This is a genomic window from Ruegeria sp. CF5 (assembly GCF_056537325.1).
Genome location: NZ_JBQFRI010000008.1, coordinates 86,546 through 109,220, shown reverse-complemented (window position 1 = coordinate 109,220; position 22,675 = coordinate 86,546). Strand labels below are relative to the sequence as shown.

Sequence of the window (22,675 nt, the reverse complement as noted above, 5' to 3'; positions counted from 1 at the left end):
GGAGGCCCTTGTCCTGTTCAAACACCTCCCGCAGGCTATCGCAAGATCGTGTCGCACCGTGTTCCTCGGGTCATGCAGGGGATATTGGTGTTTTCAACCCGGCGGAATTTGAATATGACCGGGGCAGAAAATCGCGAAATCCGGTTTCCTTTCAATTTCGTGCTATCACAAAGTTGGAACAACCACACGCATGGGACAGTACAAGGGCTCGCAATGATTGGCCGCAGCAATGTGACAATATCCGTTTTTGCGATCCGCGGTTCATGGACCTGGCGCCGGGCATCCCATCGGATTTCACCGTTTCACCCTGTTGCGAAATCGCAATGCTTCACCTTCGCGGGACCTCACGGCTTTCGCTTTGGCAAGCACTGCCGAAAATTATACGATAACAGGTGCTCACGCGCGAATTCTGCACAGAAACCGAGCTTGCGGGCGGAAGCATGAGTCAGAACAACAACACGTACAAGTCCGGGCGCGAGCCGCGTATCCTGTTCTACAGCCACGACACGTTCGGACTGGGGCATCTGCGCCGGTCCCGCGCGCTTGCAGCGGCCATAACCGGGGCTGATCCGACGGCATCGGCACTGATCCTGACGGGGTCTCCGGTGGCTGGCCGCTTCACCTTTCCGCGCCGGGTCGACCACGTCAGGCTGCCGGGGGTAACCAAGCGCGCGGACGGGTCCTATGCCGCACAGACTATCGGCATGGGCATCGACGAGGTGACCGAGCTGCGTTCGGGCCTGATCCAGACCGCTGTCACCCAATACGATCCCGACGTTCTGATCGTCGACAAGGAACCAACCGGTTTTCGCGGCGAGCTGATACCCACGCTGGAACATCTTGAACGAACAGGTCGCACAAAGCTGGTGCTGGGGCTGCGTGACGTTCTGGATGAACCAGCCGTGCTGGCAACCGAATGGGATCGCAAGGATGCCGTTGCGGCGACCGAACGATTTTATCACGAAATCTGGGTCTATGGTCTGCGCTCGGTCTACGATCCGACCTCTGGCCTGCCACTCAGTGCCGATGCGCAATCCCGCATCCACTGGACCGGTTATCTGCGCCGTGATCTCGGCCCCATCGGCGAGCCGCCGGAACAACCTTACATCCTGATCACGCCCGGCGGCGGCGGCGATGGCAAGGCGATGGTCAATCTGGTCCTGTCCGCTTATGAGAAAGACCCCGATCTGGGGCCGCGCGCGGTTCTGGTTTATGGGCCGTTCCTGTCGGGTGAACTGCGCGAGGATTTCGAAACCCGCGTTGCCGCACTGAACGGACGGGTTACGGCAGTTGGCTTCGAATCCCAGATCGAAACCCTTTTTGCAGGTGCATCGGGTGTTGTCTGCATGGGCGGTTACAACACGTTCTGCGAAGTTCTGTCCTTTGACAAACGCGCGCTGATCGTGCCCCGTACAACCCCGCGTCTGGAACAATGGATCCGGGCATCCCGCGCCGAGGATCTGGGACTGGTGCGGATGCTGGATGAAAAGCGCGACGGGCTGACAACCGACGCCATGATTCAGGCCATACGCTCTCTGCCGCAACAATCCCTGCCGTCTCAGGCCATCAAGGGCGGTCTGCTGGACGGGCTGGATTATGTCACCCACCGGGTTGATGCGCTATTGAGTCAGGAAATGAGACAGGCCACCGCATGAAGGCAACTGCGCCCAAGTTGGCGGTGCTGGTCAAAGGTTGGCCGCGCCTGTCCGAGACGTTTATCGCTCAGGAACTGGTCGCCCTTCAGGAGGCCGGGCATCGTTTCGATATCTGGTCCCTGCGGCACCCCACCGACACCAAACGTCACCCCTTGCACGACCGGTTCACCGGCGAAGTCCGCTATCTGCCGGAATATCTGTACGAAGAACCCCGGCGCGTCTGGCGCGCCCGCGAAATCGCGCGAACCCTGCCCGGCTATCACACGGCCTACGAGGTCTGGCGCAACGATCTCAGGCGTGACCCGACACATAACCGCATCCGCCGTTTCGGACAGGCCTGCGTTCTGGCTGCCGAACTGCCGCCGGAATCCTGCGCGCTTTACGCGCATTTCATGCATACCCCCTCATCCGTAGCCCGCTATGCCGCGATCATGCGCGGGCTACCGTGGAGCTTTTCGGCCCACGCCAAGGACATCTGGACCTCGCCCGAGTGGGAAAAGCGCGAAAAACTGCGCGCCGATACATATGGCGCCGCCTTTGGCGCAACCTGCACGGCCTTTGGCGCCGAGCATCTGCGCGCGCTGGCCGACGACCCGGCGCGTGTTGATCTGGTGTATCACGGTCTGGACCTGACCCGCTTTCCAACACCGCCCGTCCGCGCGCTCCGCCAAGCTGATGCGGGTTTTCGCATGCTGTCCGTTGGGCGGTTGGTTGAAAAGAAGGGCTTCGACCGGTTGATCTCGGCTTTCGCCCTGCTGCCGCCCTCCCTTGATTGGCATTGGGTTCATATCGGCGGTGGCGGGATGCGGGACATGCTGCAGGCGCAGGCTCAGGCGGCAGGAGTGGCCGACCGCATCACCTGGATGGGTGCCTGTGACCAGCCCGAGGTCATCGGGGCCATGCAACAGGCCGATTTGTTTGTCCTGCCCAGCCGTGTCGCAACCGACGGCGACCGCGATGGCTTGCCCAACGTGTTGATGGAGGCCGCCTCGCAGAACCTGCCGATCCTGTCGACGCCGGTCTCGGCCATCCCCGAGTTCATCGAAAACGGAATTCACGGCATCCTGTCCGATGACGATCCGGATGCGCTGGCGCAAGCCATCAAAAGTGTCGCTGAAAACCCGGCGGGTGCCGAGCGTATGGCAAAGGCCGCCCGCGAACGGCTGGTATCGGAATTCGGCATGGCCCCCGGAATCGCGCGCCTGTCCGATCGGCTGAACGCGCTTTGTTCCCATAATCACCCATGACCCGCGTCGCCTTCTATGCCCCGATGAAGTCTCCCAACAGCCCGGTCCCCTCGGGTGACCGGGAAATGGCCCGCAACCTGATGCGCGCTATCGGGGCGCAGGGCGCACAGGTCGATCTGGTTTCGGAACTACGCATCTTCGACAAAACCGGTGACAGCCAGATACAGGCAGAACTGCAGCAGGCTGCCATTAAGGAAGTTGATCGCCTGACAGCGTCCCTGCCCGGCGACACAGCCCTTTGGGTGACGTATCACAATTACTATAAATCCCCCGACCTGATTGGACCTGCGGTAAGCGCAGCGCGCGGCATTTCCTATGTCCAGCTAGAAAGCACCCGCGCCACAAGCCGCCTGTCGGGCCCGTGGTCAGACTTTGCACAGGCTGCGCATGAGGCCTGCGACGCGGCCCACGTGATTTTCTATCACACCGCCAATGACCTCATCACACTGGAACGGGAACGCTATGGCCAGCAGGCTCTGGTCAATCTTCCCCCCTTCCTGCCGCTGACGGAATTGCCACCTGCATCGACACAGGCCGGACCGATGCTGACGGTCGGCATGATGCGGGACGGCGACAAGCTGCAATCGTATCGCATCCTGTCTCAGGCCCTCAGCCATCTGGATGGCGATTGGGCGCTGGATATCGCAGGTGACGGCCCAGCCCGACCGCAGGTCGAGGCATTGATGGTGCCCTTTGGAGACAAGGTCCGGTTCCTCGGCCAGCTTGACCGCGATGCCCTGCAGACGGTCTACCAACAGGCGGCGCTGTTCGTCTGGCCTGGCGTGAACGAAGCCTACGGAATGGTCTATCTTGAGGCGCAGGCCACAGGTGTACCCGTTGTGGCGCAGGACCGCCCCGGCGTGCGCGACGTTCTTCTGCCCGGCGAATATCCTTACGCCACGGATGGCCCGCAAGCATTGGCCCACCAATTGACGCAGCTTTGGAACAATGCTCCGATGCGCCACGATAAGGGGCAAATGGCCCGCGATTATGTAAGGGAACGACACCTAATGCCTGCCGCCTCGGGGATTTTCTGGTCCACCGTCAACCCATTGCTGGAGGCAGAAATTTGAAACGCCTCGCACTTCTGCGCCACGGACATACCGAATGGAACCGCGCGGGCCGCATTCAGGGCCGCACCGATATTCCGCTGGACGACGAAGCCAGCACCGGTCTTGCCGGCCTGCGCCTGCCAACGCCCTGGGACAAGGCAAACCTGTGGTCCAGCCCCCTTGCCCGGGCCCGTGAGACGGCGAAACTGGTCACCGGGCACGAACCGCAGATCTCCGGCGCTTTGATCGAAATGGACTGGGGTGACTGGGAAGGGCTGCGGGGCGCCGACCTGATCGAAGACCCCGATAGCGGCTATCGTCATATCGAAGACTGGGGCTGGTCCTATCGCCCCCCCGGCGGCGAAAGCCCTGCTGAGATCTGGCAGCGCCTTCAACCCTGGCTCGATGATCTGCACGGCGACACCGTTGCCGTCTGCCACATCGGGATCATGCGCATCATTCTGGCCAAGGCATGGGGATGGGATTTCAGTGGCCCCGCACCGTTCAAAATAAAACGCAACCGCCTGTTTGTGATCGACCTGACGACAATGACCCCGGAACCCGAACCAATCCGGCTGATCCCGGCAGAGGGCACGGCATGAAGGTGATGATCGCGGTCACCCATCTTTTGGGCACTGGCCACCTGAGCCGCGCCCTGACTTTGGGCCACGCGTTTCGCCGCGACGGGCACACTGTGTTCGTCGTGTCGGGTGGCATGCCCGCGCCACAGCTGAACAGCAACGGGATTGAACTCCTTGGACTGCCACCGCTACGATCTGACGGAACCAACTTCACCCGCCTTCTGACTGAGAGCGGAGAAGTTGCGGATGCCGGATACCTGCAGGCCCGCGCGGCTGCGCTTGGGGCTGCGGTTCGCGATTTTGCACCCGATGTCCTGATCACCGAGCTTTTCCCGTTTGGTCGCCGGGTGCTGGCGGAGGAGTTCGAAAGCCTTCTCGAGGCGGCCCATTCCCTGCCGCGCCGCCCGGTTGTTCTGAGTTCGATCCGCGATATCCTCGCGCCACCTTCCAAGCCAGCAAAAGTAACGCGTGCCGACGAAATACTGGAACGCTACTATGATGGTGTTCTTGTGCATTCTGATCCCGGAACAACGACGCTGGATGCAAGCTGGCCGGTATCGGAACGTCTGGCCAAAAAGCTCCACTATACCGGCTACGTTGCGCCCGGCCCTGCGGGACATCATCCGGAGAAGATGGGCGAAGGCGAGATTCTGGTCAGTGCTGGTGGCGGTTCGGTTGGCGATCCGATCTTCCACGCGGCCATCGAGGCCGCCCGTAAGATGACCAGCAGCCGCTGGCGCCTGCTGGTGGGCGGACAAGATGCAAAGGCGCGCATCACAAGGTTCCAGGCGATGGCCGAGGGCGCACCGGTAATCATCGAACCCGTCCGCCCGGATTTTCGGCAAATGCTGTATCACGCCGCCGCGTCCATCAGCATGTGTGGCTACAACACGGTTCTGGATATCCTGCAAAGCGGCGCCCCGGCTGTTTTCATCCCGTTCGATGACGGTCAAGAGGTCGAACAGGGACTGCGCGCACGCAGCTTGAGCCACATGCCCGGCATCGATGTCGTCACCAGCGCTCAGCTGAGCGGTGAAAATCTGGTTCAGGCGGTCGGACAAGTCGTGTCAGAAAATGCAAGGGACGCCTCTGGTCTGTCCTTCGATGGTGCAGAGCGTTCGGTGGACATCGCGAAACAGCTGCTTGAGGCACAAGGATGACCCCGGACTGGACACCCCTTCAGCAGGAACTCGCCCTGTGGGAACAGCAGGACCTGCGCCTGCCCTTCTGGTGGCGCGACGATGATGCGGTGACGGTGACGCCCCAGCTTGAGCAACTAGCTGACCTGTCTGCACAATCCGGCGTCCCGGTGCATCTCGCCATTATCCCGAAGGGCGCGGATGACAGCCTTGCTGCGTTTCTGTCTCAGACACGGCTGATACCGGTGGTTCACGGATGGGCCCACGCCAATCACGCGCCCGCTACGGAAAAGAAATCCGAATTCCGTCTGCATCGACCAATGCAGGAGATGATTGCCGACGCACAGACCGGGATGACCCGCCTGCAAGATTTGTTCGGCGGGCAGCTCAGACCGATGTTCGTTCCCCCATGGAACCGGATCGCGCCTGAGATCGCGCAGGAACTGCCCGGGCTTGGGTTTCGCATCCTGTCCACGGCAACCCCGCGCAAATCGCGCTTTGCCGCGCCGAGGCTTGAACGGGTCAACACCCATCTCGATCCGATCGACTGGCGCGGTACGCGCGGTCTGGTATCGCCGGACAAACTGATCATGCAAGCCACAGCCCTGCTGCGGGATCGCCGCGAGGGGCAAGCGGATAATGCAGAACCTTTTGGCCTGCTGACCCACCACCTTGTCCATGATGACGACATCTGGACCTTTACCCGGGAATTGCTGCACAGGTTCCTGACCGGCCCGGTCAGCCTGTGGACGGCACCCAAAGACTGAAATCAGGAGTTGTCGATGAGCCGACTGGATTCAATGCTGCGCCGCCTGACTGCCCAACGGGACGGTCTGAACTGGGCGGCGATGCAAATAACCGACAAGGATGGCGACGTCCTCGATATGGGCCTTGGCAACGGCCGCACATACGACCATCTGCGCGAGATTCTGGTCCAGCGGAGAATCTGGGTCATGGACCGTGTTCTGCAATGCCATCCCTCCAGCACTCCACCGGAACAGGATTTCCTGATGGGCGAGGCCGAGCCGATGCTAGAAAAACTGGCGGCCGGCGGCCCCCGCGTAATTCTGGCGCATTACGATTTCGGGCGCGGCATCAAGGACGAGGACGTGGCCGAGGCCGCACGCCTCAGCCCGTTGATCGCCCGGGTCATGCTGCCCGGCGGGTTACTTATTTCAGGTCAGCCGCTGGTTGGCTTCCAACAGGTATCCGGCCCCGAAACCATCGCCCCGGACCGGTATCTGTTCTATCGCACCTGATCACGCGACGCGCCGACCCCGCGACCATACAGCGTTGAGCGCGGGCACCCCTGCGCGCATTCTGAACCGGATCAGATCGGCACGTGTCCCGGCCCGAATTTCCCCGCGATCCTCTAGCCCCGCAGCGTGGGCGGGGGTCTGGGTCACGGTTTTCATCCCCCGCGCCATGTCGCCCCACATCTCCCCCAGTCTGGCCGCCGACAACAGCAGCGCCGAAGGAACATAGTCAGAGGACAGGATATCAAGATGGCCCAGCTCGGCCAGTTCATGCGCGGCAACGTTGCCGGAATGTGACCCACCGCGGATCAGGTTCGGCGCTCCCATGATCACCTTGATACCGTGATCGTGACAGGCCCGGGCGGCCTCGACGGTAGTCGGGAACTCGGCCAGGCGAATGCCATGATCCGCCGACACGCGCACCTGCTCGGCGGTAGTGTCGTCATGGCTGGCCAGCACGGCCCCGAAACGCCGCGCGGCTTTTACCGTTTCAATCTCGTGCTGGTCACCGTGGCGGTCCCGCAGCCCCTTCAACTGAGCCACGTGCTGCATGAACGTGTCATCGTCCATCGCATGTTTGCCCTTCATATAGGCCTCAAGCTTGGACAAATCGCGAAACTGCCGCTGCCCCGGCGTGTGATCCATCAGGGACACCAGGCCCACACGGTCCTCGGCCCCGAACTCATCCAGTTCATCCAACAGCGTTTCCGAGCAGACCTCGGCCCGCAGATGCAGGAAGTGACTGATCTTCAGCGCATCCTGCTCGCGCAGCTGCCACAATTCCTGCGACAACCCGCGCGCGTATTTCAGATACCGCGCCGCGCCGGACGGGATCGACCCCACGCGCATCGCGTCAAACACGGTGGTGATGCCCGTGCTGGCCAGTTCGGCATCATGGGCGATAATTGCCGCCGCATGGGGCCAGTCCACCTTTGGGCGCGGCTGGATATGACGCTCCAGATTGTCGGTATGCAACTCGATCAGGCCGGGGCTGACATAATCGCCTTCACAATCAATTGCGCCGGGGGGAACGGCCGCGCCGGTATCGACCGCTTCAATGGTCTCACCCACGATCCGAACACTGCCGGTGACGGTTTCACCGGGCAGCACAAGCGTAGCATTGGCAAGGATCAATTCTTCTGTCATCTGAACTTCACACAGTTTGAGCTATGGATCGGCCACACAGGTAGGAGGCCAATGTGACATTCACGCGATACGCGATTTATTTTGCGCCACCCGCTGACGCGGAATGGACGAAATTCGCAACCAACTGGCTGGGCTGGGACATGGAAACCGGTGCCGAGGTCGCGCATCCCGTTGTGAACGGCATCGACGTTGCCACAGTCACCGAAGTGCCGCGTAAGTATGGCCTGCACGCGACCATGAAGCCGCCGTTCCGCCTGTCCGAGGGGCAATCGCTGGCAGCGTTGCAGGACGCCTGCGCGCACCTCGCGAAGTCTCATGCGCCGGTCCTGCTGGATGGCCTGGACATCGCGCGGCTTGGCCGGTTTCTCGCTTTGCGCCCGCTGGGTGATGCCCAGGCCCTGAACATGCTGGCCGCCGCCTGTGTCCGTGACCTTGACAGGTTCCGCGCGCCTGCACCCGAAGCTGAACTGGCCCGTCGACGTGCAAGTGGCCTGACGCCGGAACAGGATGCCAACCTGACAGACTGGGGCTATCCCTTCGTGCTGGACGCCTTTCGCTTTCACATCACGCTCAGCGGCAAGCTGGACAAACCAACACTGGCAAGCGTGCAATCGGCGCTGGGCACCCATCTCGGCCCGCTTTTGCCCGCCCCGTTTCGGATAGATGATCTGGCCCTGATGGGCGAGGCTGAAGATGGTCGGTTTCACCTGATCCATCGCTATGCCCTCTCTGGCTGAAGACGCGCCAAAATTTCATCCACTGTCGCCTCCAGAGGACCGGAGTTATCAATCTCGATAACCCGGTTCAAACCTTCGGGCAGCGGCGCCTTGGCCCGGCCCAGACGCCGACCCTGCTCTGCCGCGCTTTCCCGCCCACGTGCTGACAATCGGCGCGCCAGAACCTCTGCGTCCGCGGTCAGTGAAATCACGATCAGATCGCCAAACACCTCCTGCGCCTGCAACAGCACGGCCCGGGACAGGTTGACCAATACAGCTCTGGCGTTTCGCCGCTGATCTGCAATCTCTTTCGGAACGCCGTAAAACAAACCGTGCGCAGGCCAGTGCAGCGCAAATGCACCGTCCCGTGCCATCTGCTGGAACACGTCAACCGAGACCCGGTCAAAGTCTTCGCCTTCCTCCCCTGCGGGCCGCGTAATAACCCGCCGCACCCGCTGAATGCCATCCGCACGCGCCTCAAGCGCCTCCATCACGCTGTCCTTGCCGACCCCCGAAGGGCCAACAACGGCTATGACGGGTGCAAGGCTCATGCCGCCATCCCCGGCGTGAAGTCCGAAACATCAACTTCGCGATCGCACACCCGTTCCCGCGCCTCGACGTCGTGGAAGATGCCGACAATCGCCGCACCACGCGCCTTGGCCTCTTCGATCAGCGACAACACCGTTTCCCGGTTCCGCGCATCCAGACTGGCCGTCGGTTCATCCAGCAACATCGCCGGATAGTCATGCGCAAAACCGCGCGCGATGTTCACTCTCTGCTGCTCTCCGCCCGAGAAGGTTGTCGGGCTCAGCGACCACAGCCGCTCGGGTATATTCAGCCGCGCCAGCAATTCTGCCGCCTTGTCCAGTGCCACCTGCCGGTCGCATCCGATGGCCAGCAATGGCTCGGCCACCACCTCAAGCGTCGGCACGCGCGGCACGACGCGCAAAAACTGGCTGACATAGCCCAGCGTCTCACGCCGCAGCGCCAGAATCTCGCGCGGCTCGGCCCGTGCCACATCCAGACCACCGACCATAACCTGCCCCGAGGCCGCCAGATAGTTACCGTAGATCACACGCATCAGCGTCGACTTGCCCGCGCCCGACGCACCGGTCAGGGCCACACACTCACCGGGTGCGACCTTCAGCGAAGCACCCTCCATCACCGGAATTACCGCGCCGCCCTGATTGTGCAGGGTAAAGCTTTTGCTGACTTCAGTTAACTCAATCATCGCTTCTTCTCGTCCCAAATACGGATTCAAACCTGCAACACACTCGATACCAGCAGTTGCGTATAGGCATGCTGCGGATCATCCAGCACCTGATCAGTCAATCCGGCCTCGACCACGTGGCCGTCCTTCATCACCATCAGCCGGTCCGCCAGCAGGCGCACCACGGCCAGATCGTGGGTGACGATGATGGCGCTCAGCCCCATCTCGCGCACCAGCCCGCGCAGCAGGTCCAGCAGACGCGCCTGAACCGAGACATCCAGCCCGCCGGTCGGTTCATCCATGAACACAAGCCGCGGACCCGTCACCAGATTGCGCGCGATCTGCAACCGCTGCTGCATCCCGCCCGAAAACGCGGTTGGGCGATCATCGACACGCGCCTCGTCAATCTCGACCCTGCCCAGCCAGTCGATGGCCTTGTCGCGGATATCGCCATAGTGACGATCACCGACGGCCATCAGACGTTCACCGATGTTGCCGCCCGCACTGACCGACATGCGCAACCCGTCGCGGGCATGCTGATGCACAAAGGCCCAGTCCGTCCGGCCCAGCATCCTGCGCTGAGGTTCGGACATCGTCACTGTATCCACCGGACCGTCGACACGGGTGTCAAAGACAACCTGCCCCGCATCGGGCTCCAGATACCCCGCCAGACAATTCAGCAGGGTCGACTTGCCCGACCCGCTTTCGCCCACGATTCCCATCACCTCACCGGGGTAGAGATCGAAACTCACATCCGTGCACCCGATCCGCGCGCCATAGCGTTTCTCGATGCCTTTGACCTGTAACAGAGGGGTCATGCCGCATTCTCCTCGGCCAGTCGGCCCACATGGCCCGCCTCACGGCGCGACCGGCAATAATCGGTGTCCGAGCAGACAAACATCCGGTTGCCCGCATCATCCATGATCACCTCGTCCAGATAGCTGTCTTCGGCCCGACACAGATCGCAGGGATGGTCGGCCTTAGTGGCCTCGAACGGGTAATCCTCGAAATCAAGGCTCACCACCTTGGTATGCGGTGGTACCGCGTAAATCCGCTGCTCGCGTCCTGCGCCGAACAGCTGGATCGCGTCCATTTCCAGCTTGGGGTTGTCAAACTTCGGGATCGGAGACGGGTCCATCACATAGCGGTCCGAGACCTTCACCGGATAGGCATAAGCGGTCGAAATCGCGCCATGCTGGCTGATATCTTCATAGAGTTTCACATGCATCAGCCCGTATTCCTCAAGACTGTGCATCTTGCGCGTTTCAGTCTCGCGCGGCTCCAAAAAGCGCAACGGTTCGGGGATCGGCACCTGATAGACGATGATCTGATCCTCGCGCAGCTTCGCCTCGGGGATGCGGTGGCGGGTTTGAATGACCGTGGCCTTTTGGGTTTCCTCGGTGGTCTCGACGCCTGCCGTGTTCTCAAAGAACTTGCGGATCGAGACCGCGTTGGTCGTGTCATCGGCGCCCTGATCGATCACCTTGAACGTATCATCAGGCGTCAGCGTGGCGGCCGAAACCTGCACGCCGCCGGTGCCCCAGCCATAGGGCATCGGCATCTCGCGGCTTGCAAAGGGCACCTGATAGCCGGGCACCGCCAAACCTTTCAGAATGGCACGGCGGATCATTCTCTTGGTTTGTTCGTCCAAATATGCGAAGTTATACTCGTTCATTTGATGTATCACTTTGTTTTTTGGTGTTTTTGTGGACGTTTGGGTTCTTGGTTCATTTTTATTGATCATGGTGATCTATTTGCTTTGGCATAAGCGTCACGCCAGACGGCGACGGCGCGCCATGCGCCGCGACACAACCGGAGAATGGAGTTCGGTTGACGTGTCGCATGCACGCGGGAATTCCAGAGAACACCCACCGTACCTCTGAGCTTTGCGGAACGGATCGCCCGCTTGGCATGCACGTCAGGATAGGCCAAGCTGCGCTCAAACATTTGATTCTCCACGATTTCGAAAGGGCGCGCGTTGGAGTATTTTTTCTTTTGGGTTATTTTTGCAGCCGCTGTAGGTTTCACAATTCGCGACCAAATCCGAAAGGAGAAGCGTCGAAAAACCCTGCGACGGGATGAGAACGGGGTTTGGCTCTGGGTTGATTTCGACGGCAGTGAACGCCGTTCTGACCTTCACCCTGCCCAACCCGGAGGGGCCTGGCACTCCGAAGGAGGAGACGGAGATGGTGGTGGCGACGGCGGTGGCGGGGACTGAACTCATTCCGCAGCCTCCCGTGGCGCGATCCGTTCCTCGGCCTCACGGCGCAGCTTGCGCACCAACTCCAGTTCGGACTGAAAATCCACGTAATGGGGCAGCTTGATATGCTCCAGAAACCCGGTGGCCTGAATGTTGTCGGCGTGGCTTAGAACAAATTCCTCATCCTGCGCCGGGGCGCCCAGATTGTCCTCGCCCAGTTCCTTCCACCGCAGCGCCCGATCCACCAGCGCCATGGCGATGGATTTGCGTTCGGACTGACCAAAGACCAGACCATAACCGCGCGTAAACTGAGGCGGCTCGGTTTTGGAGCCCTTGAACTGGTTCACCGTCTCGCATTCGGTCAGTTCGACCTCGCCGATTTCGATGGCAAAGCCCAGCTCGGGAATGTCCATCTCGACCGCGACCTTGCCGATGCGCAACTCACCGACAAAGGCGTGATTGCGGGCGTATCCCCGCTGGGTCGAATAAGCCATGCCCAGCACGAACCCTTCGTCCCCGCGCGTCAGCGATTGCAGGCGCAGCGGGCGGTTCGACGGAAACTCCATCGGTTCGCGCGTCAGGTCGCCCGGCACATCCTCGCTGGCCGGTTCATCCTGAATGATATCCTCACCCTTCAGGAATTCGGTGATATGCGGCGTTGGCTCCTGCCGCGCCATCCCTTCGGGCGCCGCCGAAACTTCACCATCCGCGGCCAGTTTGAAATCCAGCAAACGGTGGGTGTAGTCGAAAGTCGGTCCCAGAACCTGCCCGCCCGGCGCATCCTTGAACGTGGCCGAGATACGGCGATCACAGGCCATTTCGCCGGTTTCAACAGGGTCCGAGTATCCGAACCGCGGCAATGTCGTCCGATAGGCACGGATCAGGAAAATGGCCTCGATCAGATCGCCGCGCGCCTGCTTGATCGCCAGCGCGGCCAGATCCGGATCGTATAGCGAGCCTTCGGCCATGACCCGGTTCACCGCAAGGCTCAACTGCTCGCGGATCTGGGCAAGGCTCAGCTCGGCCACATCAGTCGATCCCCGGCGTTCTTCGGCCAGCCACGCATGGGCGTTTTCAATGGCCTTTTCGCCCCCTTTGACGGCTACATACATGGCTTATCCCTCCGCCTCGATCTGAGTGCTGCGCGGCAGGCCCGCCACCTGGTCCCGGCATGTCAGGAAAAAGTCGCGGCCCAGCGGATACAACACCGCGTTGGCCTGCATCGCGGGAATATCGGGCAGAGACAGATATGCGGCTTCCCTGATGCCCGGCCCGCGCAGAACAGCACCGCTCTGGCCCAGTTCATCGCATTCGATAATCAATGTCGCGGAGCGGTCCGGATATTCTGGCGTTCCCACCCGATAGGCTGACAGAGAGCCGAGTTCTGCCCAGCTCCCCACAGCAAAATCCGCCTCGGCTGGTCCAACCAGTGGCGCGCCCGTGTGAAAGGTCAGCCACTGACGAACCGCATCCGTATTCAAGCGTCCTGCAAGATGCACAGGCGTGTCCGGATCGCACAGCGTCAACAACAGCGTACCGGCCGCCACGGACAACGGCGCAGGTGGCTCAGCCCCGGAAAGCGCGCGGATCTCACCCGGTCGCGCCATCACGGTCATGACAGCGCGAAACGCATGGGCCGCATCAATGGGCGCGTTTCTAAATCCGCCTGAGAATTGCGTCTGGGCGTTCACTGGTCTTCCCCCCGAACCATTGTGAAAAAGTCGACTTTGGTCGCAGCCGCCTTGGCAGCGCGCTTGGTTCCTGCCGCCTGCATCTGCCGCTTCAGGGGGTCGAGCACTTCGGCCCGCACCTTTTCCGCCGCCGAAGTCTGCATCAGCGCGTCGACAATGGCCGCGACCTCGGCCTTCGGCTTGGAACGGCCCTGCACATAACCGTGCCCGACCGTGCCATCCTCCAGCACCAGCGAACAGCGCGTCACCGTCATTTCCCCCAGATTGAACGGGGCGCCGGTGCCGCCCGTCCGCCCACGGACCATCACGCCACCCACCTCGGGCGCGCGAAGCCACTCAAAGGTGGGGCGATCCGTAATGCGATCCCACACTGCCATTACCGCACCGTCCGGAGCCCGGGCCAGCAGCCCCATCCACTCCTTACGCGTCTCAGCCGCAATTTCTGTCTGTTTTGCCATCAAAGCCTCTTGGCCGGGTTGTCTACATTTACTATACAACTAGACAAATATTAACTCCTGAGGGTGCGACTCGCAATCCTCAACCTTGTGAAGTTTTGATGACATGAGCCGAACACCCGTCTGGAAAAGCATTGCCCTCAGCCTGACCTCGGACATCGCCGAAGGGCGGTATGACACAGGCGACCGCCTGCCGACCGAAGCACAATTGGCCGCGACCCACGGGGTCAACCGCCACACGGTCCGGCGCGCGCTGTCTGAAATGGCCGAACAAGGTCTGGTTCACGCGCGTCGCGGCGCCGGAGTGTTTGTCGCGGCGCGCCCGACGGATTACCCGATTGGCAAACGGGTCCGGTATCACCGGAACATCTCGGCCAGCGGCAAAATTCCGGGAAAGAAGATACTGGCACTCAACACCCGCGCGGCCGACGAGGCCGAAGCAGAAGCGCTGGGATTGCAAACCGGTGATCCCGTCCACGTCTATGACGGGCTGTCGCTTGCCGACGGGCAGCCCATCGCGGTCTTTCAAAGCGTGTTCCCGGCGGCGCGGTTTCCGGATTTGCCGGGCACACTGGAAGAGACGCAATCCGTCACCAAGGCCCTGCAGCTGAACGGCATCGCGGACTACACCCGCATTTCGACACGACTGACCGCCAGACAGGCCAGCGCCACGCAGGCCCTGCACCTGCAACTGAGCGAAGGCGCGCCGGTCCTGTTTTCGGTCGGCGTCAACGTCGATCCGGACGGGCGCCCGGTTGAATACGGCAGGACCGTGTTCGCCGGCGAAAGGGTCACGCTGACCATCGCGGACGATTAAGCGATCAGGCGGACCCGGTCAGGTCGTCACGCGTATTTCTCCAGAAACGCCTCGGCCCGCAGAGCCCGGAAATCCGGCAAGGCTGCGCGCAGACGCGCGTTGTCCCAGTCCCACCAGGCCAGTTCCATCATCCGGTCCGCGACATGTTCCGGGAATCGGCGACGGATCGGTTTCGCCGTAACGCCTGCAACGATGGAATAGGGCGCGACATCCTTGGTGACGACGGCACCCGATGCCACGACAGCCCCATGTCCGATCGTGACCTCGGGTTTGATGATCGCCGCATGCCCGATCCACGTGTCATGCCCGATCCGGGCCGTCCGACCAGCCCGATGCGCAAACCACTCAGCGTCATGTTCAGCATCGTCCCAGTAATCCCCCGAACGATAGTGAAAATGGTGCAGCGATGCCTTTTCCATCGGGTGATCCGTCGCGCCAATCCGGGTGAAACTGGCGATATTCGAGAATTTCCCGATCTCGGCATTGGCGATATCGCACGTCCGGTCGCAATAGGAATAATCCCCGATCACCGAATTTGCGATACGGCTGCCTGCGCCGATCTCGACATATTCCCCGAAACGGCTGTCGGTAATCTGACAGTCGGGATGTATGAAAGGCTGGTCCGAACGCAGTCGCGCCATCAGTGTCGTCCTTTATTGCAGATCACGGCAGGTGAAAGACTTTGCCTCTGGCCGCGCGCGGTTTGCGCTTTTTGCCGGTCTCGCCCTGAATCAGACGCTTGCGCAGCCAGCCCGAGAACCAGTCCATCAGCATCACCATCAGGATGATCAGGACGATGTAATAGGCCACCTCTTCCCAGTCCTTCTGCGTGATGATTGCCTGCGTCAACAGCAGACCAATCCCACCGCCGGTGATTGCCCCGATCACGGTCGCGCTGCGCGTGTTGGATTCGAGGAAGTACAAAAGCTGGCTCAGCAGCACCGGCGTGATCTGCGGGATCACCCCAAAGCGATAGCGCTGCGGCGCGTTGGCCCCGGTGGATTGCACCCCTTCGATCTGCTTCTGGTCCACGTTTTCCAGCGCTTCCGAGAAGATCTTGCCGAAAGTACCCGTATCCGTCACCAGTATCGCCAGCGCGCCGGTCAGCGGGCCGGGACCAAAGGCGCGGGCCAGAACCACGGTCCAGATCAGCGCATCGACCCCACGCACGAAATCGAATACCCGGCGAGTTACAAAACGCACCGACCGCAGCGGGTTAAAGTTCCGCGTCGCCATGAAGGCCAGCGGCAGCGCCACCATTCCGGCCCCGAGGGTCCCGAGAAAGGCCATCAGAATGGTCTCGAATATCGCCCAGGCCACATCCTGATGCCGCCACATCTTGTTGGTCCAGAAATCATTCAGGATCGCCCCGGCCTCGCCCGTTGCGGCCAGCGTCATCAGTTCGGGGAGAGATTTGCCATAATAGGGGCTGTCAAGCGTGAACCAGAACAGCTCCCACCCGTTGAAATACCGGAATACCTCGGACCGGTTGCGGGTCACTGTCAGACGGCCCGCGTCCGTGGTGACCGCCAACCGGTTTTTCGACATGTTGATCCAGTCCGGCACATCGCCCGAGGGCAGTTCCGCCTGCACACCCGCTGAGCGGCTGGGCGTGGCCCGGATGGTGCCATATCCGGGGATGTCATATTCCACCGTTTCCGGCCCGAACCGCACGACATGGCCGTCTTCCAGATCGATGACGGTGGTTTCACCCAGCGCAACCCAGTCCGGTGACTGACCGTCGGGATAGGCACCCTTGCGCTCGCCTTCAATGGCGACGGACACCGCGCCGTTGCGGTTGTCGCGCGTTACATGCGTTTTGTAGCTGTAGCTGTCGGAAACCAGAATCCGGCCATTTTCCCAGTTCGCACGCCCGGCCAGACCGGGAATGTCGAAGGCAAAGAATACATAGACAAGATACGCCAGAACCAGCGCAGGCAATCCAAAATTCACAACCCGTTTGCGCCGGAACAAGCGCCCGGCCTCGTCCTTGAGGGTTCCGGCAGGCAGATCGGTGGCAAAGGTGCTCATGCCCGTACTCCAGCATTGGTTCCGTGGGTCAGGCGATCACGCAAAAGGCCCGAGATCTGGTCCACGACCACGATCGTCACGAACAGAAGAATGAAAATGGCCGCAGCCTCATCGTATTTGCCCTGCCCCCAGGACATGGCATTGCGCAGCTCATAGCCCAGACCGCCCGCACCTACGAAACCCAGTATGGCCGAGGCGCGAATGTTGATCTCGAACCGCAACAGGGCATAGCTGACATAGTTCGGGCCGACTTGCGGGATCACGCCCAGATACATCCGCTGCGCCCAGCTTGCGCCGACAGACTGCAACCCCTCGACCGGCTTGAGTGAGGCGTTTTCGTTCACCTCCGAATACAGCTTGCCCAGTGCGCCCGCCGTATGAATCGCGATGGCGATCATTGCCGGAACAGGGCCGCCCCCAAGCACAAAGATCAGGACCAGCGCGATCACGATTTCCGGGATGGCCCGGCAAATATCCGAAATGCGCCGGAACAGCGGGATCAGCGAGGGCCACAGCGCCATTCCGCGTGTCGCCATCAGCGCCAGAAAGGTACCCCCGATCGTGCCGATCAACGTCGCGGCGGCGGCGATATTCAGGGTTTCGACCAGCGCTGGAAAGAAGGTGACAAGATGCGCGGGCATCTCACCGATCTTTTCCCAAGCCTCGGCCAGCACCTCGGAAGGGTAATCCAGTACGCGATGCCAGCCATCGCTAAAGCTTCCGGCGTTGCGGCTGTCGGCGGTGCGAAAACCGGCGGCCATCAAGGCCACGAACAGGACCAGAAGGATACCACCATAGACCCTCTTGCGTCGGGTCATCGCAGTGTATTCGTCGCGGATCTGATCGACGCCCGGGGACCCGGCAGTCAGGTCTGTCATGGAATGCTCCTGAGGGAAACAAGGGGCCCGGCTGCGCCGGACCCCGATCATTGATCATGCAGGCTTAGTTGGACTTCAGCTTGCGGGCTTCGATGATGACCTCGTAGGCGTCATGGGAGATCGGATCAAAGCTCTTGGCTTCACCCGCAGCCACACCGTAGAAGCATTCGCGGTCCTTCTCGTCCAGGGTATCCCAAAGAGCGGTTACCTTGGCTTTTACTTCGTCAGGCAACTCCGAGCGGACAACGACGGGGCCTTCCGGGATCGGCTTGGACTTCCAGATTTCGACCATGTCATTCATGTCGACCAGACCGGCATCCACCGCACGGCGCAGCGCGCCCGACTGATAGCCATCTTCCCATTCACCCAGACCATCGGCCCAGGTCACACCGGCGTGTACGTCGCCATTGTTGACGGCAACGATGGTTTGCTCGTGACCGCCGGTGAATTTCACTTCACCAAAATAGTCGCCCGAGTCCATGGTCGCGCCAGTGGCCTGAGGAATTTCGATGGACGGGATCAGGTAACCCGAGGTCGAGTTGGGATCGCCGAAACCAAAGGTCTTGCCCTTCATGTCTTCCAGCGAGGTGATGCCGCTGTCCTTGCGGGCAAAGCCAACCGAGTAGTAGCCGTAGCCGCCATCGGTGTTGACCTTGACCAGAACCGGCTCAACCGCTTCGGGGTCGGACAGATAGGTTTTCGCATAGCCCGACGCGCCCAACCATGCCACGTCGATGGTACCGCCCAGCAAACCCTGGATCACACCGTTATAGTCGGCCGGAGCGAACAGTTTGGTCGGCACGCCCAGCGCCTCTTCGGTGTATACGCGCAGGCACTCGTTGTTGTTCAGACGGTCCTGAGCGTTTTCGCCGCCCAGAATACCAATGCGGAACTCGCTGATCTCTTGGGCCATGGCCGGGGCGGCAATGGCAGTTGTCGCAACAAGGGCGGCAATCAGTTTTTTCATCTGTCTCTCTCCAGTTTGATTACCCCGACCTCTCATCGGGCCGGGCGATGAAAGGGGTGGGGGTGGCTCAGATGGTGGCCTCGGCTTCCATCAGGGCCTTCTGGGTCGCATCCAGCGTCTCGATCTCGGTCGAGGTCGCCTCTTCCGAGAAGCTGGCATCGGCGCCGTAAATCTCGCGGGCGACACCGGTGGTCAGTTGTTCCGGCAGCCCGTCGAACACGATGCGCCCGTCGCGCATACCAACAACGCGGTCGCAATAGCGGCGCGCAGTGTCCAGCGTGTGCAGGTTGGCAATAACGGTGCGGCCATCCTCTTCGTGGATGCGGCGCAGCGCCTGCATCACCACCTGTGCATTCATCGGGTCCAGCGAGGCGATGGGCTCGTCCGCCAGAATGATCTTTGGGTCCTGCATCAGCGCCCGCGCGATGGCGACGCGCTGCTGCTGACCGCCCGACAGGGCCTCGGCCCGTTTGGGCGCGTGTTCGGCAATCCCCAGACGATCCAGAATGTCGATGGCCCGGTGGATGTCTTCCATCGGGAACAGGTTGAACATCGTGGCCAGCGTCGAGTGGCGGTTCAAAGTGCCGTGCAGCACGTTGGAGACGACATCAAGGCGCGGCACCAGATTGAACTGCTGAAAGATCATCGCGCATTCCGCCTGCCACGCGCGCTTGTCCCGACCCTTCAGCCGGGTCACGTCGCGACCTTCGAACAGGATCTGACCATCGCTTGCGTCCGTCAGCCGATTGATCATCCGCAACAGCGTCGACTTGCCCGCACCCGAGCGCCCGATGATCCCGATCATGCATGGCTTGTCGACATCCAGCGTCGCAGACTCCACGGCAACATTTTCGCCGAAACGCTTGGTCAGTTTTTCTATGCGCAGCACGTGCCACCCCCAGTTCATGTTGGGCGGTCAGCTACAGACTGGACTCAACGGCTATGTGTCAGTGTGGTGAAAGTTTTGTAACGGTGCTCAGCAAGCTACCTGAGGTGCTTGCGCAGAAAGTCCACGGCTGCACGGGTCTTCGCGGGCAGATGGGCCTTGCTGGGATACAACATCCATGCGGCTGTATCGAAGGTCGTTGCGGTGACCTGCCGATCCGGGAACAGATCGATCAGTTCGCCGCGTTGCAGACTGTCCCGGACCAGCCAGTCTGCGAGCAACGCGGGACCCAGCCCGAACAACGCCGCTTCGCGCAGTGCCAGCGGGTTCGAGATCATTACCGGCCCGGAAACGAAAACGTCACTATCCACACCGGCGGCATCCCGAAACAGCCAGCGTTCTCGGTGGTTCGGCAATGCCAGCCCCAGACAATCCCGCTCTGACAGTTCGTCCGGAGTTTCCGGCCGGCCATGCGCCCTGATATAGGATGGCGATGCGCAGACGCGATATCGCGTTGTGATCAGGCGACTGCTGATCAGGTTTCCACCCGGCGCGGGGGCAAGCCGGATCGCCAAATCAATCTGGTCAGAGATCAAATCCACATTCTCGTCCGTCAGGATCAACTCCAGCTCTACTTCGGGCAACGTGGCACGAAACTGTTCAAGCAGCGGAACCAGACACACCTGCCCGAACGCTACAGATGTGGTCAGGCGCAACCGTCCCTTGGGCTGCATCGCTCCTTCTGCCGCCAGATCCTGCGCCGCATCCAGTTCTTCCAGCAACGGCTCAATGCGCCTCAGATAACTTTCACCCGCATCAGTCAGAGACAAATGCCGGGTACTTCGCTGGAACACTCGAAAGCCCAGTTCACCCTCAACTCCCGAGACCAACCGGGACACCGAAGATGGGTCAACATCAAGCACCCGCGCGGCGGATGCAAAACTGCCAAGCCGTGCGACCAGCGTAACCGTTTTGAGGGCGTTCAACTCCATTCGTGCAAAATACGCACGAACATAATACTACTCAACGTCTTTTTCTGCATGATTAGCCAGCTCTAGATTGCGGCTGTCGAAAATCGGAGAAGCACATGACCCATCTTCAGGGAAAGACCACCGTGATAACAGGCGCGAGCCGCGGCATCGGCGCAGCAACCGCCCTCCACTTTGCCGAACTCGGAGCGAACGTTGTTCTCGCCGCTCGAAGCACCAGGGCAATCGACCAGCTTGCCCGCGAGATGGGTGATCAGGCAATTGCCATTCCCTGCGATGTCCGAAACCGGGCAGAGGTTGAAAACCTGATGGCTCAGACGAGCCTGGAATTCGGCGGGATCGACGTCCTGATCAACAACGCCGGGATGATCGATCCGATAGCCCGGTTGACAGAAAGCGAACCGGACGACTGGCGGCAGGTCGTCGATGTCAACCTAATGGGTGTCTATCACGGGCTGCGCGCCGCTATTCCCATGATGCAATCGGCGGGCGGCGGCACCATCCTGAACCTCTCTTCCGGGGCAGCCACCAGCGCGCTCGAAGGCTGGAGCCATTATTGCGCGACCAAGGCCGCCGTCCTGTCGCTCACGCGTTGCGCGGATCGGGAGTATCGGGCACACGGCGTCCGGGTCATCGGGTTGAGTCCTGGAACTGTGGCAACGTCGATGCAAAAGTCGATCCGGGCCTCCGGGATAAATCCCGTCAGCCAACTGGATCCTGACGCCCATATCCCGCCGCTTTGGGTCGCCAAAGCGCTCGCCTTCCTTTGTGGTCCGGGCGGTGACGCATATCTGGGCGCGGACTTCTCACTCAAGACCGAGGAAGGGCGCCGCAAAGCTGGGCTGCCTTCAATCGCGGCCTAGCCCTGTCCCTTTCGCCGGAACAGAGGTATACGCGCCTCCGACTCATTCATGTTACGAGGCCACCATGAGCTTTGACCGCACGATCAAGATCGCCCCTTCGATCCTCTCCGCCGATTTCGCCAATTTCGGGCAGGAGATTCAGGCCATCGAGGCGCAGGGCGCCGACTGGGTCCATGTAGATGTGATGGACGGGCATTTCGTTCCCAACCTCACCTTTGGTCCCCCTGCGGTCAAGGCGTTCCGCCCGCATGTGAAAACCGTGATGGACGTGCACCTGATGATCACGCCGGTCGATCCCTATATTCAGGCCTATGCTGATGCAGGCGCCGATATCCTGACAGCGCATATCGAGGCCGGGCCGCACACCCATCGCACCTTGCAGGCGATCCGGGCAGCCGGAATGAAAGCCGGTGTAGCACTGAACCCCGGCACCCCGGCCGAATCTGTCGAGCATCTGCTCGATCTGGCCGATCTGGTCTGCGTGATGACCGTGAACCCGGGCTTTGGCGGGCAAAAGTTCATCGACCTGACCGACAAGGTCCGCCGTCTGCGCCAGATGATCGGTGACCGCCCGGTTCATATCGAAATCGACGGTGGCGTCGATCCGCAGACCGCTCCGCTGGTTGCGGCGGCGGGAGCGGATGTTCTGGTCGCCGGTTCCGCCGTGTTCAAGGGCGGCTCGGTCAGCAATCCAGACGTTTACGGGAGCAACATCCGCGCCGTGCGCACAGCCGCGGAAAGCGCGCTTTAACGGATAGCCCGGAGGTCTCCCGCCAGTCGTCGACGTTCCTTGCGGAACGCCTCCTCCTGTTGGGCCCGGCATCGCGCCTTGCGCGATGCCGGGCCCAAGGCCGCAAGCGGGATAGGCAAAGCCGATCTCGCGCGGACGCGGGAGC

26 protein-coding genes are annotated in these 22,675 nt (G+C 61.3%); 11 read left to right on the top strand and 15 right to left on the bottom strand.

Annotation, left to right across the window (positions count from 1 at the left end):
* Positions 1–440: 440 nt before the first annotated feature.
* Genes ACR0NW_RS17810 through ACR0NW_RS17780 form a run of 7 tightly spaced genes read left to right on the top strand, consistent with a single transcriptional unit; the run spans position 441 to position 6,933 of the window.
* The gene (locus ACR0NW_RS17810) at positions 441–1,655 is read left to right on the top strand and encodes a glycosyltransferase family protein (RefSeq protein WP_480451821.1); all 1,215 of its coding nucleotides are present in this window, start codon (positions 441–443) and stop codon (positions 1,653–1,655) included.
* Positions 1,652–2,902 carry a glycosyltransferase family 4 protein gene (locus ACR0NW_RS17805; RefSeq protein WP_480451820.1) on the top strand — a complete coding sequence of 417 codons (1,251 nt, stop codon included), beginning with the start codon at positions 1,652–1,654 and terminating at the stop codon, positions 2,900–2,902. The genes ACR0NW_RS17810 and ACR0NW_RS17805 overlap by 4 nt, the downstream gene beginning before the upstream one ends.
* On the top strand, positions 2,899–3,975 hold the full coding sequence (locus ACR0NW_RS17800) for a glycosyltransferase family 4 protein (RefSeq protein WP_480451818.1): 1,077 nt from the start codon (positions 2,899–2,901) through the stop codon (positions 3,973–3,975). The genes ACR0NW_RS17805 and ACR0NW_RS17800 overlap by 4 nt, the downstream gene beginning before the upstream one ends.
* Positions 3,972–4,556: a histidine phosphatase family protein gene (locus tag ACR0NW_RS17795; protein WP_480451816.1), complete on the top strand. Its 585-nt coding sequence runs from the start codon at positions 3,972–3,974 to the stop codon at positions 4,554–4,556. The genes ACR0NW_RS17800 and ACR0NW_RS17795 overlap by 4 nt, the downstream gene beginning before the upstream one ends.
* On the top strand, positions 4,553–5,695 hold the full coding sequence (locus tag ACR0NW_RS17790; protein WP_480451814.1) for a glycosyltransferase family protein: 1,143 nt from the start codon (positions 4,553–4,555) through the stop codon (positions 5,693–5,695). Before ACR0NW_RS17795 ends, ACR0NW_RS17790 begins: the two co-directional genes overlap by 4 nt.
* A complete protein-coding gene (locus tag ACR0NW_RS17785; protein WP_480451812.1) occupies positions 5,692–6,441 on the top strand; it encodes a polysaccharide deacetylase family protein in 750 nt (249 codons plus the stop codon). Before ACR0NW_RS17790 ends, ACR0NW_RS17785 begins: the two co-directional genes overlap by 4 nt.
* A 15-nt stretch (positions 6,442–6,456) precedes the next feature.
* A complete protein-coding gene (locus tag ACR0NW_RS17780; RefSeq protein ID WP_480451810.1) occupies positions 6,457–6,933 on the top strand; it encodes a class I SAM-dependent methyltransferase in 477 nt (158 codons plus the stop codon).
* Here ACR0NW_RS17780 and ACR0NW_RS17775 read toward each other — a convergent pair whose 3' ends face one another.
* Complete coding sequence (locus ACR0NW_RS17775) at positions 6,934–8,076, bottom strand: alpha-D-ribose 1-methylphosphonate 5-triphosphate diphosphatase (protein WP_480451809.1); 1,143 nt, start codon at positions 8,074–8,076, stop codon at positions 6,934–6,936. It lies immediately after the preceding gene.
* Positions 8,077–8,129: 53 nt separating this feature from the next.
* Between ACR0NW_RS17775 and ACR0NW_RS17770 the strand changes: the two genes are divergently transcribed.
* Positions 8,130–8,813 (top strand): DUF1045 domain-containing protein, encoded by a 684-nt coding sequence (locus tag ACR0NW_RS17770; RefSeq protein ID WP_480451808.1) that lies wholly within the window; start codon positions 8,130–8,132, stop codon positions 8,811–8,813.
* Here the strand turns inward: ACR0NW_RS17770 and phnN are convergent.
* The 8 genes from phnN to phnG all read right to left on the bottom strand — a co-directional run bounded on the left by phnN (position 8,795) and on the right by phnG (position 14,351).
* A complete protein-coding gene (gene phnN / locus ACR0NW_RS17765) occupies positions 8,795–9,343 on the bottom strand; it encodes a phosphonate metabolism protein/1,5-bisphosphokinase (PRPP-forming) PhnN (protein WP_480451806.1) in 549 nt (182 codons plus the stop codon). The genes ACR0NW_RS17770 and phnN overlap by 19 nt on opposite strands.
* The gene (gene phnL, locus ACR0NW_RS17760; protein WP_170654266.1) at positions 9,340–10,023 is read right to left on the bottom strand and encodes a phosphonate C-P lyase system protein PhnL; all 684 of its coding nucleotides are present in this window, start codon (positions 10,021–10,023) and stop codon (positions 9,340–9,342) included. Before phnL ends, phnN begins: the two co-directional genes overlap by 4 nt.
* Positions 10,024–10,049: 26 nt before the next feature.
* On the bottom strand, positions 10,050–10,820 hold the full coding sequence (phnK, locus tag ACR0NW_RS17755) for a phosphonate C-P lyase system protein PhnK (RefSeq protein WP_480451803.1): 771 nt from the start codon (positions 10,818–10,820) through the stop codon (positions 10,050–10,052).
* Positions 10,817–11,677, bottom strand: coding sequence for an alpha-D-ribose 1-methylphosphonate 5-phosphate C-P-lyase PhnJ (locus tag ACR0NW_RS17750; RefSeq protein ID WP_480451802.1), 861 nt, complete (start codon positions 11,675–11,677; stop codon positions 10,817–10,819). The genes phnK and ACR0NW_RS17750 overlap by 4 nt, the downstream gene beginning before the upstream one ends.
* A gap of 65 nt (positions 11,678–11,742) precedes the next feature.
* Positions 11,743–11,949, bottom strand: coding sequence for a hypothetical protein (locus ACR0NW_RS17745; protein WP_480451801.1), 207 nt, complete (start codon positions 11,947–11,949; stop codon positions 11,743–11,745).
* 273 nt (positions 11,950–12,222) lie between these two features.
* Positions 12,223–13,314 carry a carbon-phosphorus lyase complex subunit gene (locus tag ACR0NW_RS17740; RefSeq protein WP_480451800.1) on the bottom strand — a complete coding sequence of 364 codons (1,092 nt, stop codon included), beginning with the start codon at positions 13,312–13,314 and terminating at the stop codon, positions 12,223–12,225.
* Positions 13,315–13,317: 3 nt separating this feature from the next.
* Positions 13,318–13,893, bottom strand: a complete 576-nt coding sequence (gene phnH / locus ACR0NW_RS17735; protein WP_480451799.1) for a phosphonate C-P lyase system protein PhnH — start codon at positions 13,891–13,893, stop codon at positions 13,318–13,320.
* Complete coding sequence (gene phnG / locus ACR0NW_RS17730; RefSeq protein WP_480451797.1) at positions 13,890–14,351, bottom strand: phosphonate C-P lyase system protein PhnG; 462 nt, start codon at positions 14,349–14,351, stop codon at positions 13,890–13,892. Before phnG ends, phnH begins: the two co-directional genes overlap by 4 nt.
* Positions 14,352–14,454: 103 nt before the next feature.
* Between phnG and phnF the strand changes: the two genes are divergently transcribed.
* Positions 14,455–15,165 carry a phosphonate metabolism transcriptional regulator PhnF gene (gene phnF, locus ACR0NW_RS17725; RefSeq protein ID WP_480451796.1) on the top strand — a complete coding sequence of 237 codons (711 nt, stop codon included), beginning with the start codon at positions 14,455–14,457 and terminating at the stop codon, positions 15,163–15,165.
* 26 nt (positions 15,166–15,191) lie between these two features.
* On the opposite strand, the gene ACR0NW_RS17720 is transcribed toward phnF, so the two are convergent.
* From ACR0NW_RS17720 to ACR0NW_RS17695, 6 genes are all read right to left on the bottom strand, one after another.
* The gene (locus tag ACR0NW_RS17720) at positions 15,192–15,806 is read right to left on the bottom strand and encodes an LbetaH domain-containing protein (protein ID WP_480451794.1); all 615 of its coding nucleotides are present in this window, start codon (positions 15,804–15,806) and stop codon (positions 15,192–15,194) included.
* Positions 15,807–15,828: 22 nt separating this feature from the next.
* Positions 15,829–17,196 carry a phosphonate ABC transporter, permease protein PhnE gene (phnE, locus tag ACR0NW_RS17715; RefSeq protein WP_480451792.1) on the bottom strand — a complete coding sequence of 456 codons (1,368 nt, stop codon included), beginning with the start codon at positions 17,194–17,196 and terminating at the stop codon, positions 15,829–15,831.
* Positions 17,193–18,074 carry a phosphonate ABC transporter, permease protein PhnE gene (gene phnE, locus ACR0NW_RS17710; RefSeq protein ID WP_480451791.1) on the bottom strand — a complete coding sequence of 294 codons (882 nt, stop codon included), beginning with the start codon at positions 18,072–18,074 and terminating at the stop codon, positions 17,193–17,195. The genes phnE (ACR0NW_RS17715) and phnE (ACR0NW_RS17710) overlap by 4 nt, the downstream gene beginning before the upstream one ends.
* 64 nt (positions 18,075–18,138) lie before the next feature.
* Positions 18,139–19,041: a phosphonate ABC transporter substrate-binding protein gene (gene phnD / locus ACR0NW_RS17705; protein ID WP_170654286.1), complete on the bottom strand. Its 903-nt coding sequence runs from the start codon at positions 19,039–19,041 to the stop codon at positions 18,139–18,141.
* Between the two features lie 67 nt (positions 19,042–19,108).
* Complete coding sequence (phnC, locus tag ACR0NW_RS17700) at positions 19,109–19,930, bottom strand: phosphonate ABC transporter ATP-binding protein (RefSeq protein WP_480451789.1); 822 nt, start codon at positions 19,928–19,930, stop codon at positions 19,109–19,111.
* Positions 19,931–20,025: 95 nt separating this feature from the next.
* Positions 20,026–20,919, bottom strand: a complete 894-nt coding sequence (locus ACR0NW_RS17695) for a LysR family transcriptional regulator (RefSeq protein ID WP_480451787.1) — start codon at positions 20,917–20,919, stop codon at positions 20,026–20,028.
* Between the two features lie 95 nt (positions 20,920–21,014).
* On the opposite strand from ACR0NW_RS17695, the gene ACR0NW_RS17690 reads away from it, so the two are divergent.
* Entirely contained in the window at positions 21,015–21,779 is a 765-nt protein-coding gene (locus tag ACR0NW_RS17690; RefSeq protein ID WP_480451785.1) for an SDR family oxidoreductase, read from the top strand.
* Positions 21,780–21,843: 64 nt separating this feature from the next.
* Positions 21,844–22,530, top strand: coding sequence for a ribulose-phosphate 3-epimerase (rpe, locus tag ACR0NW_RS17685; protein ID WP_480451783.1), 687 nt, complete (start codon positions 21,844–21,846; stop codon positions 22,528–22,530).
* Positions 22,531–22,675: the final 145 nt, after the last annotated feature.

Excerpts from the sequence above, each read along its gene's own strand:
- ACR0NW_RS17810 (WP_480451821.1), top strand. The coding sequence starts at position 441 with ATGAGTCAGAACAACAACACGTACAAGTCCGGGCGCGAGCCGCGTATC.
- ACR0NW_RS17805 (WP_480451820.1), top strand. The coding sequence starts at position 1,652 with ATGAAGGCAACTGCGCCCAAGTTGGCGGTGCTGGTCAAAGGTTGGCCG.
- ACR0NW_RS17800 (WP_480451818.1), top strand. The coding sequence starts at position 2,899 with ATGACCCGCGTCGCCTTCTATGCCCCGATGAAGTCTCCCAACAGCCCG.
- ACR0NW_RS17790 (WP_480451814.1), top strand. The coding sequence starts at position 4,553 with ATGAAGGTGATGATCGCGGTCACCCATCTTTTGGGCACTGGCCACCTG.
- ACR0NW_RS17785 (WP_480451812.1), top strand. The coding sequence starts at position 5,692 with ATGACCCCGGACTGGACACCCCTTCAGCAGGAACTCGCCCTGTGGGAA.
- ACR0NW_RS17780 (WP_480451810.1), top strand. The coding sequence starts at position 6,457 with ATGAGCCGACTGGATTCAATGCTGCGCCGCCTGACTGCCCAACGGGAC.
- ACR0NW_RS17775 (WP_480451809.1), bottom strand. The coding sequence starts at position 8,076 with ATGACAGAAGAATTGATCCTTGCCAATGCTACGCTTGTGCTGCCCGGT.
- phnN (WP_480451806.1), bottom strand. The coding sequence starts at position 9,343 with ATGAGCCTTGCACCCGTCATAGCCGTTGTTGGCCCTTCGGGGGTCGGC.
- phnL (WP_170654266.1), bottom strand. The coding sequence starts at position 10,023 with ATGATTGAGTTAACTGAAGTCAGCAAAAGCTTTACCCTGCACAATCAG.
- phnK (WP_480451803.1), bottom strand. The coding sequence starts at position 10,820 with ATGACCCCTCTGTTACAGGTCAAAGGCATCGAGAAACGCTATGGCGCG.
- ACR0NW_RS17750 (WP_480451802.1), bottom strand. The coding sequence starts at position 11,677 with ATGAACGAGTATAACTTCGCATATTTGGACGAACAAACCAAGAGAATG.
- ACR0NW_RS17745 (WP_480451801.1), bottom strand. The coding sequence starts at position 11,949 with ATGTTTGAGCGCAGCTTGGCCTATCCTGACGTGCATGCCAAGCGGGCG.
- ACR0NW_RS17740 (WP_480451800.1), bottom strand. The coding sequence starts at position 13,314 with ATGTATGTAGCCGTCAAAGGGGGCGAAAAGGCCATTGAAAACGCCCAT.
- phnG (WP_480451797.1), bottom strand. The coding sequence starts at position 14,351 with ATGGCAAAACAGACAGAAATTGCGGCTGAGACGCGTAAGGAGTGGATG.
- phnF (WP_480451796.1), top strand. The coding sequence starts at position 14,455 with ATGAGCCGAACACCCGTCTGGAAAAGCATTGCCCTCAGCCTGACCTCG.
- ACR0NW_RS17720 (WP_480451794.1), bottom strand. The coding sequence starts at position 15,806 with ATGGCGCGACTGCGTTCGGACCAGCCTTTCATACATCCCGACTGTCAG.
- phnE (WP_480451792.1), bottom strand. The coding sequence starts at position 17,196 with ATGAGCACCTTTGCCACCGATCTGCCTGCCGGAACCCTCAAGGACGAG.
- phnE (WP_480451791.1), bottom strand. The coding sequence starts at position 18,074 with ATGACAGACCTGACTGCCGGGTCCCCGGGCGTCGATCAGATCCGCGAC.
- phnD (WP_170654286.1), bottom strand. The coding sequence starts at position 19,041 with ATGAAAAAACTGATTGCCGCCCTTGTTGCGACAACTGCCATTGCCGCC.
- ACR0NW_RS17695 (WP_480451787.1), bottom strand. The coding sequence starts at position 20,919 with ATGGAGTTGAACGCCCTCAAAACGGTTACGCTGGTCGCACGGCTTGGC.
- ACR0NW_RS17690 (WP_480451785.1), top strand. The coding sequence starts at position 21,015 with ATGACCCATCTTCAGGGAAAGACCACCGTGATAACAGGCGCGAGCCGC.
- rpe (WP_480451783.1), top strand. The coding sequence starts at position 21,844 with ATGAGCTTTGACCGCACGATCAAGATCGCCCCTTCGATCCTCTCCGCC.